The 18,201-nt window shown below is 39.6% G+C and carries 13 protein-coding genes and 2 tRNA genes; 5 read left to right on the forward strand and 10 right to left on the reverse strand.

Translation table 11 applies throughout. The features are described from left to right. Positions 1-113 precede the first annotated feature (113 nt). Complete coding sequence (gene gyrA / locus VY86_RS16430; protein WP_046975766.1) at positions 114-2,741, forward strand: DNA topoisomerase (ATP-hydrolyzing) subunit A; 2,628 nt, start codon at positions 114-116, stop codon at positions 2,739-2,741. Between the two features lie 174 nt (positions 2,742-2,915). Continuing rightward, complete coding sequence (gene rcsC, locus VY86_RS16435) at positions 2,916-5,753, forward strand: two-component system sensor histidine kinase RcsC (RefSeq protein WP_071881039.1); 2,838 nt, start codon at positions 2,916-2,918, stop codon at positions 5,751-5,753. A gap of 68 nt (positions 5,754-5,821) precedes the next feature. Here rcsC and rcsB read toward each other — a convergent pair whose 3' ends face one another. Together rcsB and rcsD are read right to left on the reverse strand one after the other, a co-directional pair. After that, the gene (gene rcsB, locus VY86_RS16440; RefSeq protein WP_046975768.1) at positions 5,822-6,475 is read right to left on the reverse strand and encodes a response regulator transcription factor RcsB; all 654 of its coding nucleotides are present in this window, start codon (positions 6,473-6,475) and stop codon (positions 5,822-5,824) included. A gap of 5 nt (positions 6,476-6,480) precedes the next feature. After that, entirely contained in the window at positions 6,481-9,171 is a 2,691-nt protein-coding gene (rcsD, locus tag VY86_RS16445) for a phosphotransferase RcsD (protein WP_046975769.1), read from the reverse strand. Positions 9,172-9,386: 215 nt separating this feature from the next. Here rcsD and VY86_RS16450 point away from each other — a divergent pair. Beyond that, positions 9,387-9,474, forward strand: a tRNA-Ser gene (locus VY86_RS16450). A 135-nt stretch (positions 9,475-9,609) separates the two neighbouring features. Here VY86_RS16450 and VY86_RS16455 read toward each other — a convergent pair. The 8 genes from VY86_RS16455 to VY86_RS16490 all read right to left on the reverse strand — a co-directional run bounded on the left by VY86_RS16455 (position 9,610) and on the right by VY86_RS16490 (position 15,640). Further along, entirely contained in the window at positions 9,610-10,236 is a 627-nt protein-coding gene (locus VY86_RS16455) for a LysE family translocator (RefSeq protein ID WP_046975770.1), read from the reverse strand. 87 nt (positions 10,237-10,323) lie between these two features. Further along, positions 10,324-11,271 (reverse strand): ornithine cyclodeaminase family protein, encoded by a 948-nt coding sequence (locus VY86_RS16460; RefSeq protein ID WP_046975771.1) that lies wholly within the window; start codon positions 11,269-11,271, stop codon positions 10,324-10,326. 28 nt (positions 11,272-11,299) lie between these two features. Beyond that, positions 11,300-11,842, reverse strand: a complete 543-nt coding sequence (locus VY86_RS16465; protein ID WP_046975772.1) for a carboxymuconolactone decarboxylase family protein — start codon at positions 11,840-11,842, stop codon at positions 11,300-11,302. 68 nt (positions 11,843-11,910) lie between these two features. Next, positions 11,911-12,489 (reverse strand): prephenate decarboxylase, encoded by a 579-nt coding sequence (locus VY86_RS16470; RefSeq protein WP_046975773.1) that lies wholly within the window; start codon positions 12,487-12,489, stop codon positions 11,911-11,913. 19 nt (positions 12,490-12,508) lie between these two features. Further along, positions 12,509-13,456 (reverse strand): branched-chain amino acid transaminase, encoded by a 948-nt coding sequence (locus VY86_RS16475; RefSeq protein ID WP_046975774.1) that lies wholly within the window; start codon positions 13,454-13,456, stop codon positions 12,509-12,511. Continuing rightward, complete coding sequence (locus VY86_RS16480) at positions 13,453-14,856, reverse strand: phenylacetate--CoA ligase family protein (protein ID WP_046975775.1); 1,404 nt, start codon at positions 14,854-14,856, stop codon at positions 13,453-13,455. The genes VY86_RS16475 and VY86_RS16480 overlap by 4 nt, the downstream gene beginning before the upstream one ends. Positions 14,857-14,862: 6 nt before the next feature. Next, on the reverse strand, positions 14,863-15,285 hold the full coding sequence (locus VY86_RS16485; RefSeq protein WP_046975776.1) for a DUF2000 domain-containing protein: 423 nt from the start codon (positions 15,283-15,285) through the stop codon (positions 14,863-14,865). A 1-nt stretch (position 15,286) separates the two neighbouring features. Further along, positions 15,287-15,640: a Dabb family protein gene (locus VY86_RS16490; protein WP_046975777.1), complete on the reverse strand. Its 354-nt coding sequence runs from the start codon at positions 15,638-15,640 to the stop codon at positions 15,287-15,289. Between the two features lie 648 nt (positions 15,641-16,288). Between VY86_RS16490 and VY86_RS16495 the strand changes: the two genes are divergently transcribed. Next, a tRNA-Thr gene (locus VY86_RS16495) sits at positions 16,289-16,364 on the forward strand. Positions 16,365-17,621: 1,257 nt separating this feature from the next. Then, positions 17,622-18,041 carry an antiterminator Q family protein gene (locus VY86_RS16500; RefSeq protein WP_036840887.1) on the forward strand — a complete coding sequence of 140 codons (420 nt, stop codon included), beginning with the start codon at positions 17,622-17,624 and terminating at the stop codon, positions 18,039-18,041. The last annotated feature ends 160 nt before the right edge of the window (positions 18,042-18,201 follow it).

The following is an 18,201-nucleotide window of genomic DNA, read 5'->3' on the forward strand; positions in this document are numbered from 1 at the left end:
CATAGTATACATGGCTTAATTTTTAAATACCCGTATCTGATTTTTATAAAACTGTTGATTTGTGGTATAGTTCTAAACCTTTGAATCCGGAATTATGAGGGATAGTGGGCTCCATGAGCGACATTGCCAGAGAAATCACACCGGTCAATATCGAAGAAGAGCTGAAGAGCTCGTATCTGGATTATGCGATGTCTGTTATTGTCGGGCGCGCACTACCAGATGTTCGAGATGGACTGAAGCCGGTACACCGTCGCGTACTTTTCGCAATGAGTGTACTGGGAAATGATTGGAATAAACCCTATAAGAAGTCTGCCCGTGTTGTCGGCGACGTCATCGGTAAATACCACCCACATGGGGACAGCGCGGTCTACGACACGATTGTTCGTATGGCGCAGCCGTTTTCCCTGCGCTATATGTTGGTAGATGGTCAGGGTAACTTTGGGTCAGTCGATGGTGACTCAGCTGCGGCGATGCGTTACACCGAAGTGCGTATGTCGAAAATTGCCCATGAGCTGCTGGCGGATCTGGAAAAAGAGACTGTTGATTTTGTGCCGAACTATGATGGTACAGAGCAGATCCCGGAAGTTATGCCGACCAAAGTACCTAATCTGTTGATCAACGGCTCGTCGGGTATCGCAGTGGGTATGGCGACTAACATTCCTCCTCATAACTTATCCGAAGTTATTGATGGTTGTCTGGCTTATATTGAAGATGAAAACATCAGCATTGAAGGGCTGATGCAGTATATTCCTGGCCCGGATTTCCCGACTGCTGCGATCATTAATGGTCGTCGGGGTATTCAGGAGGCTTACCGAACTGGCCGCGGTAAAATTTATATCCGCGCCCGTGCTGAAATCGAAGTTGATGAGAAAAATGGTCGTGAAACTATCCTGGTTCACGAAATTCCTTATCAGGTCAACAAAGCCCGCCTGATTGAAAAAATTGCCGAGCTGGTGAAAGAAAAACGCATCGAAGGGATTAGTGCTCTTCGTGACGAATCTGATAAAGACGGCATGCGTATTGTGATCGAAGTGAAACGTGATGCGGTGGGTGAAGTGGTTCTGAATAACCTCTATTCCCTGACTCAGCTTCAGGTTTCTTTTGGTATCAACATGGTGGCTCTGCATCAGGGGCAACCAAAGCTGCTGAATCTGAAAGATATTCTTTCCGCGTTCGTCTGCCACCGCCGTGAAGTGGTTACTCGTCGTACTATTTTTGAATTACGTAAAGCTCGTGATCGTGCCCATATTCTTGAAGCATTGGCGGTAGCATTGGCGAATATCGATCCGATTATCGAATTGATTCGCCGTGCTCCGGCGCCGGCCGAGGCAAAAGCCGCATTAGTTGCCCAACCGTGGGAGTTAGGCAATGTTGCCTCTATGCTGGAACGCGCCGGTGATGATGCCGCACGTCCTGAATGGCTGGAGCCACAATATGGCGTGCATGAGGGTAAATATTATCTGACTGAACAGCAGGCACAGGCAATTCTGGATCTGCGTTTGCAGAAATTGACTGGCCTTGAGCATGAAAAATTGCTGGATGAATATCGTGAATTGCTGACATTAATCGGCGAACTGATGTTCATTCTGGAAAGCCCTGAGCGCCTGATGGAGGTGATCCGCGAAGAGCTGTTGGCAGTCAAAGCGCAATATAATGACTCCCGCCGTACTGAAATTACGGAGAACACCGCTGATATCAATATCGAAGATCTGATTAATCAGGAAGATGTTGTTGTCACGTTGTCACATCAGGGGTATGTCAAATATCAGCCATTGTCTGACTATGAAGCGCAACGCCGTGGTGGTAAAGGGAAATCCGCAGCACGTATCAAAGAAGAAGATTTCATTGAAAGGCTGCTGGTGGCGAATACTCACGATACGATCCTTTGCTTCTCCAGCCGTGGCCGCTTGTACTGGATGAAGGTTTATCAATTACCTGAGGCCAGCCGTGGTGCCCGCGGCCGTCCGATTGTTAACCTTTTGCCGTTGGAGCAGGATGAACGCATTACTGCCATTCTGCCGGTGCGTGAATATGAAGAAGGGCTGTATGTCTTTATGGCTACGGCCAGTGGGACAGTGAAGAAAACGGCGTTACAAGATTTCAGCCGTCCGCGCAGTGCCGGTATTCTCGCGGTTAATCTCAATGAGGGTGATGAGCTGATCGGCGTTGACCTGACTAACGGCAGTAACGAAGTCATGTTGTTCTCCGCTGATGGTAAAGTTGTCCGCTTTGAAGAGGGCGCTGTTCGTTCAATGGGGCGTACAGCTACCGGTGTACGTGGTATCAAACTGAGTGGTGAAGACAAAGTCGTTTCTCTGATTATCCCTCGTGGAGAAGGGGAGATTCTGACAGTCACTGAAAATGGTTACGGCAAACGTACCGCTGAAAGCGAGTATCCAATTAAATCCCGTGCAACTCAGGGGGTTATCTCAATTAAAGTCAGCGAGCGTAATGGTAATGTTGTCGGCGCAATTCAGGTTGAGCCCACTGATCAGATTATGATGATTACCGATGCTGGCACATTGGTGCGTACCAGAGTCTCTGAAGTCAGCGTTGTTGGCCGGAATACTCAGGGTGTAACATTGATTCGTACCGCTGAGGATGAGAAAGTTGTCGGTTTGCAACGGGTTGCTGAACCTGAAGATGATGAAGATGGGCTGGCAGAAGAAGGGGAGGCGTTGGAAAACGATAATACCCATTCACCTGATGCTGGCAGCAGCGAGTCAGCTGATCCGGTTTAAGTGAAGACATTATTTTCACTCAATTAAGAAACAGGTACTTCGGTGCCTGTTTTTTTTAAAAAAAATTTTGATTAATATCGAAATATGCAACAGGTGATTCTTTGTGATCCTTGAACTCTGGTATATCCTGTCATTAATTACGTTGAATGATGTTCGTTGTTATCAGGTAGCCTTTTGAGATATCTTTCTTCTTTTCGTACATCACTGAAAATATCCCGTTATCTTTTCCGGGTGCTTGGCTTTATGCTGTGGGCATTGGGTGCCTTATTAACGGCTTTTTACCTGGTTAACATTTTTAATGAAGTAAAGTCTGATATCCGGCAAGAATACAATGCTAATTATGATTCCACACTCTCTTATGTGCGTCATACAGCAAGTGTTCTGCGGGATATTCAATATATGACAGAAAAGCATTTGCTGAATTCTAATGAAAAAATTTCCATTCTCGATTTTCCGCATAATAACCCGGCGTTTTCTTATCATCCTTTGAATCAAAGTGCTGATTGCCATACCTTTCGTAAAAATACCCATAGTTATTTAAATTCGTTGAATAACCTGATCTTTTACTGGAAAGATAATCTTGCCGCTCCTCAAGGGTTGAATCAGGTTTTCTTGGTGGGAACGAAAAGTATGTGCATGGTGAATTTTTCTATTCGTAATACCACGACTGAACCTGATACGCTGAAAAAAATAGTCTATGAGAACTCACGCAGACTGATTAGCTTGAAAGATCAGGGTAAAGAACGAAATGTTTATTGGGTTACGCCTGGAGCGAGATCTGATAGCGGCCATCTCTATGTGTTGGCGCCGGTATATGTCAATGGTCAGATGGTTGCAATGATAGGTATTGAACAGTTCATCAGATTAGATACTTTTATTCAAAGACAAGACCGTCCGATTTCAATAACCTTATTAAATCGCAGTAATCAACCTGTTTTGCACTATCCGGCAAATGATGAGTACCAGCTTCATTATGCCGATTATCAGCTGGAAGCACCTTATTTTGGCTATGATGATAATTTTACTGATTTATTGTTAAAACGCCGGCTAATGCCATCTTCATTCAGTATCATTTACGCGCTTCCACTGAAAAACATTTTCGAGGGTTTTAAGCTACAGATTATTAGCAGTATTGTGCTTAATGTACTGTCTGCTTTTGTCATTATTACTTTGGTGTATCTGTTTGAGCGCAAGATGTTTGTTCCGGCTGAAGAAAATGCCATTCGTCTGGAGGAGCATGAACAGTTTAATCATAAAATTGTCGCTTCAGCCCCGGTTGGGATCAGTATATTGCGGGTAAGTGATGGCAGTAATATTCTGAGTAATGAGTTGGCGCATAATTATTTGAGAATGCTGACTCATGAAGATCGGGAACGTATTATTCATATTATTTGTGACAGAACCAGCAGTTATGTTGATGTGGTGACCAGTAATCATCATCATTTGCAAATCAGTTTTGTCCATTCCCGCTACAGAAATGAAGAGGTGGCAATTTGTGTATTGGTTGATATCAGTGTCCGTGTACGGATGGAAAAATCATTACAGGAAATGGCATTAGCATCGGAACAGGCTAACTATTCTAAATCGATGTTTTTGGCCACGGTCAGCCACGAATTGAGAACGCCTCTTTACGGTATTATTGGCAATTTGGAGTTGTTACAGGCTCATTCATTGCCGGCTGAGTCTGTCCGTTTGTTATCAACAATGAGTAACTCTTCAGCTCTGTTGCTGAAAATTATCAGTGATATTCTCGATTTCTCAAAGATTGAATCTAAACAGCTCAAAATTGAATCCAGGGAATTTTCCTGTCAGGAAGTTATCTCTCATGTTATTTCTAACTATCTGCCGTTAGTTGTGAAAAAGCCGTTGACTTTATATTGCTATATCGAACCGGATGTACCGGATTATATCCGCAATGATCCTGTTCGATTGCAACAGGTCATCTCTAACTTGTTAAATAATGCGATTAAGTTCACCGATACCGGGTGTGTGATTATCCATGTGACAGTAGATAGTGATTACTTATATGTCAGAATAAAGGACACGGGAGTCGGCATTTCAGATAAGGCGTTGATTCAGTTGTTTGATCCGTTTTTTCAAATCATGCCAAATACGGAAAGCTCATCTCAGGGAACCGGTCTTGGCCTGGCGATTTGTGAAAAATTGATCAGCCTGATGGATGGTGATATTGAAGTGATTTCACAGCCACAGATAGGCAGTATGTTCTCTATCCGTTTACCTTTATACAATGCGAAATACAGGCCGAAAATTCAGTTAATGAATCAGTGTCAGCAAAAGCAAAAAGTTATCCTGGCTATACGTAATCTTTATCTTGAGGATTTTTTACAGCGTTTTCTGATTCATTATAATTTACATATTGTTTTATATAGTGGGGAGAATACCGATGGCAGTGAAATTATTATTAGCGATTTCCCCGATGCTGTGACTTCCCCGGCATATGCTTGTGTTGAGTTATCGACGGACTATATTGGCTCGCCGGAACAAATCAGAAAAAGCTATTGGCTGCATAATACTTACCATTTGCATGATCTACCCATTCTGATTGAGAGACTGATTTCACCCGGTAGCAACGAAGAGGTGTTGAATATCGTATCGCCTGTTTTACCGGCAAATATCCAGTTTAATACGGTTATGGTTTTGGTGGTGGATGATCATCCTATCAACCGCCATTTATTGGCTGACCAGTTGAAATCTATTGGTTTTCAGACAGCAATGGCGAATGATGGATTAGATGCGCTGGAATATTTGCAGAAAGGGCATGTTGATATTATTTTGACGGATGTCAATATGCCTAATATGGATGGCTATGCGTTGACAACGCATTTACGGAATACAGAGTACGAGTTGCCGATTATTGGTATTACGGCAAATGCACTTGCAGAAGAAAAGCAACGTTGTATTGATGCAGGAATGAATGACTGTTTGTCTAAGCCTGTTTCCCTGATTACGCTTAGACAAATACTGGGAGAGATCAGGAATATTGGCACCTGAAATAATGCCCGGTACAAGTAACCGCCGGGCATCAAAATGACTTTCATATTAAAATAACGGACCCGTACTTACTGAGCATGATCATCCGTATTGACGGTGACAGAAGCAAGATAATTGAGTAGCGCAATATCGTTATTGACCCCCAGCTTTACCATTGCTGATTTTTTCTGGCTGCTGATTGTTTTGACACTGCGATTGAGTTTTTTGGCAATGTCTGTTACCAGGAAGCCTTGGGCAAACAGGCGTATGACCTCGCTCTCTTTTTGTGATAACGGTTTGTCGCCGTAGGGGGTTTTCGTCACTTTTTTCAACAGTTCGGAAACGCTCTCCGGCATAAATTTTTCCCCTTGTTTCAGGGCAGTCAGTACATCAGGTAAATCTGTTGGTGCTCCTTGTTTTAAGACTATTCCTTCAATATCAAGTTCAAGTACAGCACTTAAAATTGCTGGATTATTGTTCATAGTCAGAACAATGATTGATAGCCTGGGATAATGGCGTTTGATGTATTTAATCAAATTGATGCCATCACCATAGGTGTCGCCAGGCATGGATAAATCAGTGATCAGTACGTTTGCTTTAATACAGGACAGATTGTTGATCAATGTAGTCGAGTCTTCAGACTCGGCTACAACGTTGATCCAGTCAAGCCGTTCAAGTGATTTGCGGATGCCAAACAGAACAATTGGATGGTCATCAGCAATAATGACATTAAGGTTATTCATCTTATTTAGTTACCCTGCTGCAATAGCTGCTTGACGATGGCGTCGATGTGGCTAATGCTATTTTTAATCTCTATTTTGTTACTGTCTGTTATGCGTTGTTCCAGTGTTTCGCAAGAAAGTTTGAGGAATTCCAGGTCTAACATAGCAAAGACGCCTTTCAGGCGGTGTGCTGTTTGCGAAAGTGATACCAAATCATATTGCTCTATATCAGTATACAGTTTATTAATATCTATCGGTACTGTCTCGATAAATAATTGTCGGTAATCGCTATTAGCCAACTGTTTTTGATAACTATTTATAACATTGTCAAAATCGTAATCAGGGTTTTTATCGTTAAATACTGACATTTCTGAATCGACATCCAATTCGTTAAAACTGAAGCTTCTCTCAATTAATAACGAAATGGCATTGATAACAGCTTCGCTTAGATTGTAATTACACCGAATATAGTCAGGTTTTATCTGCTCAAAGCCAACCAGATTATCAACCAATAATATAGTTGATTTTGCCGAGCTATACGGTTTATCGGTCAATATGATATCGTATTCTCTACTCATATTTTCTTTCTTTTTATCAAAGTAAGCCGCGCCATAATGATTCAGGTGATTCTGTGTAATCTGACAGATTTCAGTATTGCTGATGTCCAGCAAAGCGGTAATGTCTTCCAATAGCTGTGGGCATTGGTCTTGGCCGATTACCAAGGGTAGACTGATAGTGTAATGTGTACCAAGGTTGGGTTTGCTGTTTATAGTAAAATGGCCATTTAATTTTCTACATAATTGGTTACATAGATAAAAGGTCATTCCTGAATTAGATTGATATTTATCACCGGTTGTTTTGATTAAAAATGGGTAATTCAAATTGGTCAATTCTTTTGAATTAAGTCCGGAACCTGTATCTATTACTTCGATTCGGATGTGATCTTTGTATTCCTGAGAATAGCTAACTATGAGTGATATTTTTCCATAAGAGGTGATCGTGATTGAATAATTAACTAATATCAGGACGATTTTACGGATTATTAAGTCATCGCCAATAAATATAGTTTTAGGATTAATATTACAATGATAATAATAATTCAATCCCTTATTCTTCATCTTTGGAAATACTTCTTTAAGAATATCTTCTAATGTGGATGACAATGAAAACGACTCATTTTTTGCTTGCCAGTCACCTGATTCTAATTCATTGAGTAATGAGATATTCTCGACCCAATCGGATATATATGTGGATTTAGCTAATAAATTGTCAACGATACGATCACTATTTTCTTCTATGAGCACTTGCTTCAGCTGGCAAGCGATGTTATTTAATTCCTTTATTGGTTGTTTTAACTCAGAACGAATATTAGTCAGCATAAAACGCCGGGCTTGTACGCTTTTATCGTGTTCCAGATGGGCAAGTTGTAAGCGTCTGTTAATTAATGCTTCCTGGTCTTTATCTTGCAGTAAAAACAGATAAGTCTCTGGCAACCGGTGGATGCTGTACACTTTAATTTCATAGACTGCATCGTCAATGGATGTCTGAATGACGCCATGATGCTGTTTTGCCATCATTTTGATTTTGTTTAAATCGATATCAGGCAACAGATGATCGGCAATATTATTGCTCATTATTGTCTGATTTATTGAGAAATCATAAATCAGTAAGCCAATTGGGATGTTGGAGATAATCTCGTGGCTTAACGCATCTTTGATTTGTAGCTCGTGATTCATAAGTGCGTTTGGGGCAATATATTTTCTGCGAATGTAAATAAGGCCCCCCAAGGACAGGATAATAAAGATTGAATCAGCCAGTAATAGCCAGATGTTTCTGTATAATAAATCGATCAGTAAATCTTTGAGTGATATCCGATACAGTAGTTTGTATTGCGTACCATTGAGCGGTTGAGAAAATTCGAGCCAGAAGCCATTCTGTGAGATATTCACTTTATTAGTTTCCTGGAGATTTTGTGTGTCGTCAGATAATAAGCTGAAGCTTTTTGCCGCCATATCCATAGGAAGAAGATGACAAATAGGCAGATCAAAAGCGATAACGGTTGCCAGTTGCCCGGGTGAATTGAACGTTGCCCGGTAAGTATAGAAATAGATATTCTCGCCGCTGAGCTTGCGGATTGATGAAATATTTTCCCGTTCATCTAACGCGGTGGATTGCATCAGCATTTCTGAACGTTTCGATTCGGCAGTCAGTGTTAGATAACTTTCTTTGAATTTTAATTCTGGTTTAAGAATAGAATAGGTTGTTATCAGAAACAGACTGTTATCTTTACCATTCAGATAGTACATAGAGTTGTATTCATTGCGGGCACCCCATAGAATCTCCATATAATTGGAAAGGCGTTGCGTCAACTCAGTATTTGCAACGCTATGGTGACCAAAGATAATTGTATCGACAGTTTGATAACGATTCTCAAGCCAGTAAACATCAGGCCGTAGCTTCATTGGTGAAACGGGTTCCTGCGGCTTAAAAGATGAGATATTGGCTTGTTCAAAGATAGCATTAGCGTGGTAACGATAATCTTCTATCTGTAATACTATTTTGGTTGAAACGCTATTCAGCGCATACTTTTTTCCCATCAGCCAGGCGTTGAAGTAGTTATAGCTGTATAAAAACAGCGAAACAAAAAGCAGAACAATGAACAGGCCATAGTAACGGTTTATGGTTGATGAATTAATAGAAGATTGTTTGTTATACATTCGTTGAGTAAAAGCCTTAATAATTGCTTGGCTGTGCTAGCGAGCTCGTTAAGTTGGTGAATCTGATGATCCGATGTATTTATGTTAATTCTAGCAGGATCGGGGCAGGGAATGATATTGTCGATTGAGGATTGAGCAAACAGTAAAAAAATAACAGAATTTTTGCGATAAAGACTAGACATATTATCATGCTATAGAGCATAATCCTGCGCCATGGAAGGATGGCCGAGCGGTCGAAGGCAGCGGTCTTGAAAACCGCCGATGGGAAACCATCCTAGAGTTCGAATCTCTATCCTTCCGCCAAATACTAACCCCATGCATGTTGTGCATGGGGTTTTTTCATTGTGGTGTCCACGATTTATTGATAAGAATGACATGCAACAACAACGTCTGCTGGGATAGACTCTTATTCAATAAAACCGTGGAAAGAATAAGAAACTAAGCTTTTTGAATCAGCATAGCGACCGCAGCCCCTAACATAATAACCGATGCGCCCCTATACATAAGCTGTTGCGCACGCTGGCTTGATAACAGATGCCGAATGCTGAGGGCGCCGAAAATAAATACCGCTCCCACGGCGAGTAAGACAAAAATAGTCAATGGTACCAACATGAAACCCCAGATTTGCAACGAGATAGATTCCATGTTAATGACCAAAGGCAACAGCGCAAGATAGAAGGCAATAGTTTTAGGGTTGCCTAACGTTATGGTTAGACCAGATAACCATGCCGCAGCCAGTTCTTTTTTATTTGTTGATTGGCCTTCACCAATGGGTTGATGATCTGCAAACCAGAATTGCCATGCCAAATAACTCAAATATAATGCAGCGCCCCATTTCACAACAGCAAATAGAGTGTCAAAGTGGCTGGCAATAATGGATAAACCAAATACAGCAAAAGACAAATAAGTTAGATCGCCAATAACCAGACCAAACAACATACTAAATGCAGTTAACGCGCCACCATTCACGCTTCTGGCAACCACGGCAGCCATACCAGGGCCTGGTATCGCGGCCGCAACAGCAAGTGCCGCTGTATAAGTGAGTATTTGTGACACTTCTAGCATATATTTCCTCTCAAAAATAACATATCGAAATAATTAAACATAGATAATGTCACTTGCGTATGCAAGTGACAATTTTATCTGAAATAGTTAAGGTATTTTTGTTAGTTGTCGAATGACTTCCCGGGAAAATACCATATCTTGGACTGCCAAACCGACGGATTGGAATATAGTTACACCTTGCCCGGACAAACTGGCATGAGATTGAGAAACGGTACCAATTTCTATCCCAATGGATTCGCTGAGAATGCCTTTCCCCCGTGCCTTAATGACAGATTGCGAGGCGGCGAATACCGATTCGTTGGAATCAGTAAACAGGGTGGTATTGCTATACACATCTTCGTTTAATTCCTGGAAGCCCAATGCCGAAGCGCCAATGGCATTGACATGGCATTTAGCCGGTAACTCTTTTCTACTGATTATAGGGTCTCGTGATGCTGTTGTTGTGCAAATAATGTCACTATTAAGCACCGCCTCAGCAGGTGAGGCTTTGATCGAAATAGCAAGGTTGAGAGTTTTATCACACCATGTGGCAAACTCACGGCATCTTTCCTCACTGCGACCCCATAAGGTGACTTCCTTAATAGGACGCACATATAACATGGCTTGCAAATGTGCTCTTGCCTGTAGGCCAGTGCCAAGTATCGCCAATCGGCTGGCATCTTTTGCAGCGAGAAGATGGGTTGCATAAGCAGAAGCGGCTGCGGTACGAATTTCGGTAATAGCTCCGGCATCTACTACAGCCATACCTGAAACACTTGGTTCGTCGTAAATCAGCACACTACCAACGTGTGAAGGCTTATTACCATTACTTTGAAACCTCACTACTACCGACTTTAACCCAAATCCTTTATATGGCCCTTCCTTTATATAAATTGGCATGGTGCCCATTAAGCTGCCGTCTTCGCCTTTCACGATATTGCGTAAAGGTTGCTCTACTTTCCTTTCCGATTGCAATTTAAAGGCTATTTCACTTAGCTTAAGGCTAAGTTCCATCGTCAAATAACGTACAACGGCTTCTTTATCGACATAAAGCATATTAATGCCTTTCAATATCAGTGATCAGTTAAAGATCGCCCAGCTTGAAATTATCATCAATTTCAGTTCCGGCAATGCTATTGAGAATGGTAGACATATTCTTTTGAGAAACACCTAACACAACATCCAACATATTTTCTTTACTGAAACCACGGCTTAAAAACAAATCAATGGCACTTTTTTTTAATTGACCCCGGCAGTAAATAACTTCTACAGTGAATTCACGCAGTGCTAATAATCGTGGGGAGAGATCATCGGTTTTTTCAATTAATGCTTTAACCGTTTTTTTATCCACGCCATTATGAACGGCAATAAAAGCATGTGCCTGAACGGTATAGTCACAACCATTTTCTATTCCAGTTGTAATCCACACCACCGCTTTTTCTTCTTCATTCAGTGAACTATCAATAAATAAGTCATGTGCGCGTTGATAAGCGGCTAATAGTGAAGGAGATTCCGACATATAACCACTTTGGTTAGGTACCCAGCCAAAATCATCAATGGAACTCTGGAGTAATTTCTTGCTCTTTTCAGGTGTGGTAGTAATTGAGTGTAAAGTAAGTAAAGACATAATAACCTCCGTATATCGAAATTTTAAATAGATCTATATAGTTGCATATTTCAGAGCGATATTGGCTCTTATGCAGATGTAAATACTGACCAAAGCATTTTAATTGGTCGAATATGAGAAATAAATTTTAGTTTGTGTAATTTTGCTGCCACTTCTGTCGTTAGTGCGGCATCTACCTCTGAATTGGCAACCGCTTTCGCGGCTGAACTTGTTGAGTCTTTAAAAATGATATCTGCGATTTTCAGGTTATCAGGCAACAATTCTGGGATTAACGCCTTTGGTGCCGGATGGGTTGCAATGACTATGTTATCTTTAGTTAATTCGTCACGAATAGCTATCCCATAATTCGGTGTGTAATTTAAAAATGCGGCTGACAAATTAAATCTATTGTCCATATAAAACTCACTAATGTTGTAATAAGCATTGGCTACCACTAATGCCTGGCAGTTCTTTAAAATAATGTGACTGCTGGCTTCTTCGTAAGTATTACATAGGACAACCTGGTAACTTTTGGCTACTTTATTTTCAATTGCAAACTCACCAAAACGGATAGCGGATTGCTCACTACTTGTACCTGACGGGCCTAAAGTCGCTATATTTAAAACATCAAATGTATCTTTGTCGAAACTAAAAAAAACACACTCCATGGTGTCTCCTGGACTTACACTAATAAACCGGATTTAACCAATGTGAAAACTCACCGATTCTGCCTCTCACTATTTCTTGATAATCTTTAGCGATAACATTGGCTATGGAATCTTCTTTTTGAATATATGATATATCGTCTATTTGCGAAACAATTGATATTTCAATGCCAGTACCTGTTAAGAAACAGGCATCTGCTTCATAGAGATCCTTTTGTCGAACTTCTGACTCAATACAGGGAATATTGTGAAATTTACAAATATCGAAAACAGATTGTCTGGTTATTCCATTAAGAATGCCAGAATCAAGCGATGGTGTAATAACACAATTATCTTTAACAATAAAAACGTTTGATGTACTTGCTTCTGCACACATGCCTTGTTCATTCAGCATAATCGCATCATCAAAGCCATGTTCTTTGGCATCTTCGTAAGCAAGTGCAGAATTAACATAGGTGCCGGTAATTTTTGCAGAAGAGGGAATCGCTGTATTTGATACGCGCTGCCATTTTGAAATAAGACACTTGGACGCTGTTTTTTTAGCGTAAGTGCCCATAGGTAGCATATTAATACAGAGGGTTGAGTCTACACCACTTAACTTAACGCCAAATTTTTCACCAGGCATTAATGATTTTTTAAGCGCCAATGGTCTGATATAAATGTCTTGTTTAAATCCGTTTTTAATAATGATATTTTTGGTAATATCGGTCAATTCATGACTGGTATAAGGTAATTCAATTTTCAGTGTTTTTGCAGATTGAATCAACCGTTCATAGTGCTCATGTACTCTAAATAAATTAAGCTGGTTGTTATCCTGGTCCCAATAAGCCCGTATCCCTTCGAATATACCGGTGCCATAATTTAAAGCTTGGGTACTGGCGAGAAAGGTTGCGCTGCTAAAGTTAATATATTCTCCGTCCAGAAATACGATCCAATCTTTATGAACCGGACTGACGATATTGGTTGTCATTTAGCTGCCCTCTTTTTCATGATTTCTAAAGCTGAATTTCGCTCAATATTGTTACTATCATCTCTCAGATCATGGATCCGTGCGGCTTTCCAGCTGACCATTGCCGCTGTGCCAATCAGCCCGCCGACATCGCCTACATGCACATTGACCTTCATATTGAACTTGGATTCCATTTTTTCCTTTATTTTATTAATGAGTGAAGCATTATTTAATTCATCACTTGGCTCTAACGTTATTTTCAGTTCATCTGTACCAGATGTATTGTTGATTTCGATAAAGTATTCAAAACAATATTCAAGCTCTTCAAATACTGCGTTTTCAATATCAAAAGCGTACACATTGGCATTGTTCAACACTAATACATCTTTTACTCTGCCGATAGGCTCTATTTCCCAGCTCTCTAAGCCTATTGCTTTGCATCGAACCATATCTCCGGTTCTGTATCGAATCAGTGGCTTATTCCCTTTATATAAGTGTGTAATCACTAATTCGCCGGCAACGTGGTTATCACCAACATTTAATTTTTGATGAGTAAAAGGACAAATCAGCTCATAGTAATTATTGAATGGAATAGTAATAAGCTTATTTGTATCGTTGCAAGCCGCTAAAATAGAGGTTTCTTGAGATGCATACATGCAGTTGTAAATTTTAGCTCCCCAGTTGCGGGATAAGTTTCTTAATCTGTTTGGTGTAATGAGTTCGCCAAGCACTAAAATGATTTCGATACCTAATTTCTGTGGATTACATCCATTGTTCCGGCAATATTTTAGCAACTCAGCAGCGACCGCAGGGGTACAAACTAAAGCAGTTATTTTGAGATCTTGTATTAGCCTCAGCACTCTGTGCATGCCGACAACAGGTGAACGAGGCCACATTTTGATGACGGTATGTCCTAAGCTGCGAAATACATCTTCAAATGTATCGCCGGTGGAGTGCAATTCCGTTGGCCCCATGATGCCAATAATATGTTGTTTACCTTCCTGATTAAAAATAGACTCATATTGCAGTGTCAGAAAACTATTATTCACTAAAGAATCTATTTCATTACGGGGACAAGGTGTTGAAGGCCCGGTTGTACCTGTTGTTTCATAATATATCCAGGCGTTACTCAGGCTATCAGAAGATATTGTGTTCCCTGCTTTACTTAAATCTGACTTTGTTGTAAAGGGAAGTTTTTCAATGAGTGAAGATAAGTTGTTATCATCATTCGAATTTATTGCATTCAGGCGCTCATTATAGAAAGATGATCCATCTTTTGCATAATTGATGATTTCTTTCAATTTTTTATATTGTATTTTTTCCAGTGCAGATGAATCTATCTTGCCAGACATATATTGCTTTAATTCAGCCAGGTATTTCAGCCCTGATTCATGAAGATCGCTTCTAAAAATAGAATACATAATGTGTTACCTGTAAAGTGGTAAGTTGCCAGTGAGTTTATTGATATCTTTCTTTGGTCCAACTATGCCAATTCCAGATAACTTTAATTCATCCGAATGTTCAGCAGATAATTTCCCTTCATATTCCTCATATGTTCTGCATGATTGAGCCAAGCAGGAAAAAGGGCTCAACTTAAAATTATCGTCAGATTTTAATTTATGATGAATAGCATCCAGGACATCATGGCTTGCTTTCAAAATAGGTAGAGGCGTTTTAACAACACCGGGATAACAAATGCTGTCTTTACTAAAAACATCGTGCCCGACGATTCCATTAATCGTTTTACCGATTGAAACACTAATGACACTTAAGGCATTCATTGCCAAACCGAGTGGCAGGCTATCAGCAATAACGATTACGCTTTTATGCAGATTTTCGTCAAACTCCATACTACTTTCCTATTAACTGAGCAAAATTGATTAATTTATTTTTGTCGATAATAATATCCGAAACGGTCCATGTACTGATTTCTTTCCATAGTACTGCGCCTTTTACATGATCCGCATGATTTATATATATATTTAGGTCTTCATAACTTTCAAAGTAACCAATTAAACTAAAATCAACCGATTGCTTTCTATCTACTGTACTGCGACCGCAAAACCATCCTTTAATTTCACTTATCTCATTTATATGATTTAAAGTCACTTTCTCTGCTAATATAGCCTTTTCACTATCCCAGTTTATTCCATCCTTGAAGGTAAAAAAAACTTGATGTGCAATTAAGTTATTTTTGCCCAGCATAATTTACCTCATAATTAATAATTTGAGTTACAATAACACATGGAAATGATCTAGTTTATACCTAATCCTAGCGCATACCTGATTTAGTTTTTTGATTTGCGTCTAATTTAAATATCATATTGCATTTATAGTAGTCAACTATTTTCGGATGGTAATAAATTAAAGCTAAGTGGAAGGGTTACTGTTTGGTTAAGGATAAAAAATCTGCTATAGCTTGCCTTAGGCGTATTAAAAATAAGCCTAATTGGATACCGGAATGGTTTCCTATCCACTCTTTGAAAATTTGTCTTGTTGCTTTTTAACATGCTAACAAACCTTCATATAATTTGGCGACTTTGAATGTCCTGTCTTCTATTGCTGTCAGACCATAAGGCTATTTCATGACCAGTGGCTATCTTCTGATAGGTGATAAATTATAATAAAGCATTTCTTTGTTATTTCTGATTTGTCAAAAGTGACGCGCTTTTTGATACCGAGAATATGCGGTAGTAGTTTTGCCAAAGTGCCTTGAGATAGTTGTATGTCGTTGAATAGGTCACTAATGATAGGGTTTTGGCGGTGTTTTTACATAATTTATTATTTATGCTTGATTGTTTGCATCGGATTGTCATATACTGCGCTCGCTTTCAGGGGCTACCCTTGAAATCCGCCGGCTTAGCTCAGTTGGTAGAGCAACTGACTTGTAATCAGTAGGTCACCAGTTCGACTCCGGTAGCCGGCACCAAATCAAATGAGAAGCCGCCATCTTTATAGAAGATGGCGGCTTTTTTCATGCCTGCCGCACAGAAATGCTGTTTATATATACAGTAAAATCCACTGTTTTTCGTTACAATTTCTTGTTAAAACGGATATTGAATTAAAGGTATAGGTACCTGCATAAAATTAACAGTTCATCAGATTGAAACAGATAAACCCGAAATAAAATAAATACAAACTTTCAGGTGATACGGGTTTATTTATGCTTGTCAAAGTTAACAGAGAAAAATATTAGTGTTTGTGATGTCAGTCTTTCAGGCGTAAGAAAATGTTTGCTATGGCGTGTATTTATCTATTAGTCTGATGAGCGTCGGGAAAAAAAGAGATGAGGCATGGCAGAGATAGCGGAAGGTATTGATATTGTAAAAACGTATTAGATAAAAGTAGCTTTAGACTAGAAAAATATTTTCTGCGAACTGTTTATTGAATAGTATGAGTTAAAAACTCGTTGGTCAAAGACAGATATATTTGATAGCGTTAAAACTTTTCGCATGGATATTTACCCGATAATTGGTAATTTGTTGTTGGCAACATTAGTCCTATTTATGCCTTAAATACTTTGTTTAATCTGGTTAAGATATTTGAAACACTGTTGGTTAAATCCCGTATTTACGCTGGTTTGTCGTTTATTGCCATACCAACAGTATGATTTCTGTATCGTTGATTTCGGTGTGGAAACTTGCATTTTACGACCGATTTTAAAGCCGATCCAGAATGTTTTTTTCACTTTAATATCTGTGAGATAAAAAATTTGTGCTATTTTTTATTTAATGTATTTTTTTATCTTATAATAAAAGGAGCTGGTATGTTGTTTGAAGATTTTCGAGAAACAGTAAAGAATATTCGTGTTGTTTTAGGTTCTGAGTGTTTTCAGAGAAGGTATATTAGAGGATTAAGAGAAGCTTATAAAGTTAAATAAGAAATATTTAGATGAGGAAGAAAAACACCTTATAGACATCTGGATTAACAACGATGCTCTGAGTTTACCTCTAAGTTAAGCCTGGTCGGAATAGGGGTGTTTAGTATTTTCATTTAATAAATTCAGTAAGAGGATGTATTTAAACGATGTGGTTAAGCAACAAAGAAATACAGAAATACAGAAATACAGAAATACAGAAATAGAGAATGAGGAGTTTGTTATAATACCGAATGCATGGATGCATGAGACCATTCCGAAAATAATTTTTACTACTATTTGTTACTAAAAGTTAAAAGGTCAAAATGTATGCGCAATATTCAACAAGTTTTAGAGCGTTGGGGCGGTTGGGTTGATGATGACACAGGTGTCAATTGGCCACCAATCGCTGCTGGATTTAAAGGGCTGATTACGTCAACTCGTCCATTGCGTCCTTCCTGCTGTGATAACGATGGCTTGATCATTGATGCTTGTATAGCAAAGCTGCAAACGGTAGATAAGTCTGAAGAAATTGAAGTTTTATTTATGTACTACGCTTTAGGGCTTTCCAAACGGTCTATAGCGCGTTTACTTGAAGTATCGGATATTGAAGTGCGTTCCCGGTTACAAAAGGGAGAAAGTTTTGTACAGGGATGTCTGGCTATGCTCGATATTAAGTTAGAAATGGATGATGAAATACGAGAGCACAAAAAGCTTACGCGTACGCAAAAAGCTATGGTAGTGTACTAATCAGTTAAAGTTGCGAATAAGCGCTAAAGCTAATAAGCCCCGATATTCTTATCGGGGCTTATTTCATTCGGCTCTTGCAGCATCTGCTATTATGTACCGATAGAAATGAAAATTTAAATAACAATTGTCAAGGTCGCACTTTGTTGCGGCCTTTTTCGTA

It is taken from the genome of Photorhabdus thracensis (assembly GCF_001010285.1).
Taxonomy (GTDB): Bacteria; Pseudomonadota; Gammaproteobacteria; order Enterobacterales; family Enterobacteriaceae; genus Photorhabdus; species Photorhabdus temperata.

Coding starts and splice junctions, on each gene's coding strand:
- rcsD (WP_046975769.1), bottom strand. CDS start 9,171: ATGTATAACAAACAATCTTCTATTAATTCATCAACCATAAACCGTTAC.
- VY86_RS16490 (WP_046975777.1), bottom strand. CDS start 15,640: ATGCTGGGCAAAAATAACTTAATTGCACATCAAGTTTTTTTTACCTTC.
- VY86_RS16475 (WP_046975774.1), bottom strand. CDS start 13,456: ATGACAACCAATATCGTCAGTCCGGTTCATAAAGATTGGATCGTATTT.
- VY86_RS16465 (WP_046975772.1), bottom strand. CDS start 11,842: ATGTCTTTACTTACTTTACACTCAATTACTACCACACCTGAAAAGAGC.
- VY86_RS16455 (WP_046975770.1), bottom strand. CDS start 10,236: ATGCTAGAAGTGTCACAAATACTCACTTATACAGCGGCACTTGCTGTT.
- VY86_RS16500 (WP_036840887.1), top strand. CDS start 17,622: ATGCGCAATATTCAACAAGTTTTAGAGCGTTGGGGCGGTTGGGTTGAT.
- VY86_RS16460 (WP_046975771.1), bottom strand. CDS start 11,271: ATGCTTTATGTCGATAAAGAAGCCGTTGTACGTTATTTGACGATGGAA.
- gyrA (WP_046975766.1), top strand. CDS start 114: ATGAGCGACATTGCCAGAGAAATCACACCGGTCAATATCGAAGAAGAG.
- VY86_RS16480 (WP_046975775.1), bottom strand. CDS start 14,856: ATGTATTCTATTTTTAGAAGCGATCTTCATGAATCAGGGCTGAAATAC.
- rcsB (WP_046975768.1), bottom strand. CDS start 6,475: ATGAATAACCTTAATGTCATTATTGCTGATGACCATCCAATTGTTCTG.
- VY86_RS16485 (WP_046975776.1), bottom strand. CDS start 15,285: ATGGAGTTTGACGAAAATCTGCATAAAAGCGTAATCGTTATTGCTGAT.
- VY86_RS16470 (WP_046975773.1), bottom strand. CDS start 12,489: ATGGAGTGTGTTTTTTTTAGTTTCGACAAAGATACATTTGATGTTTTA.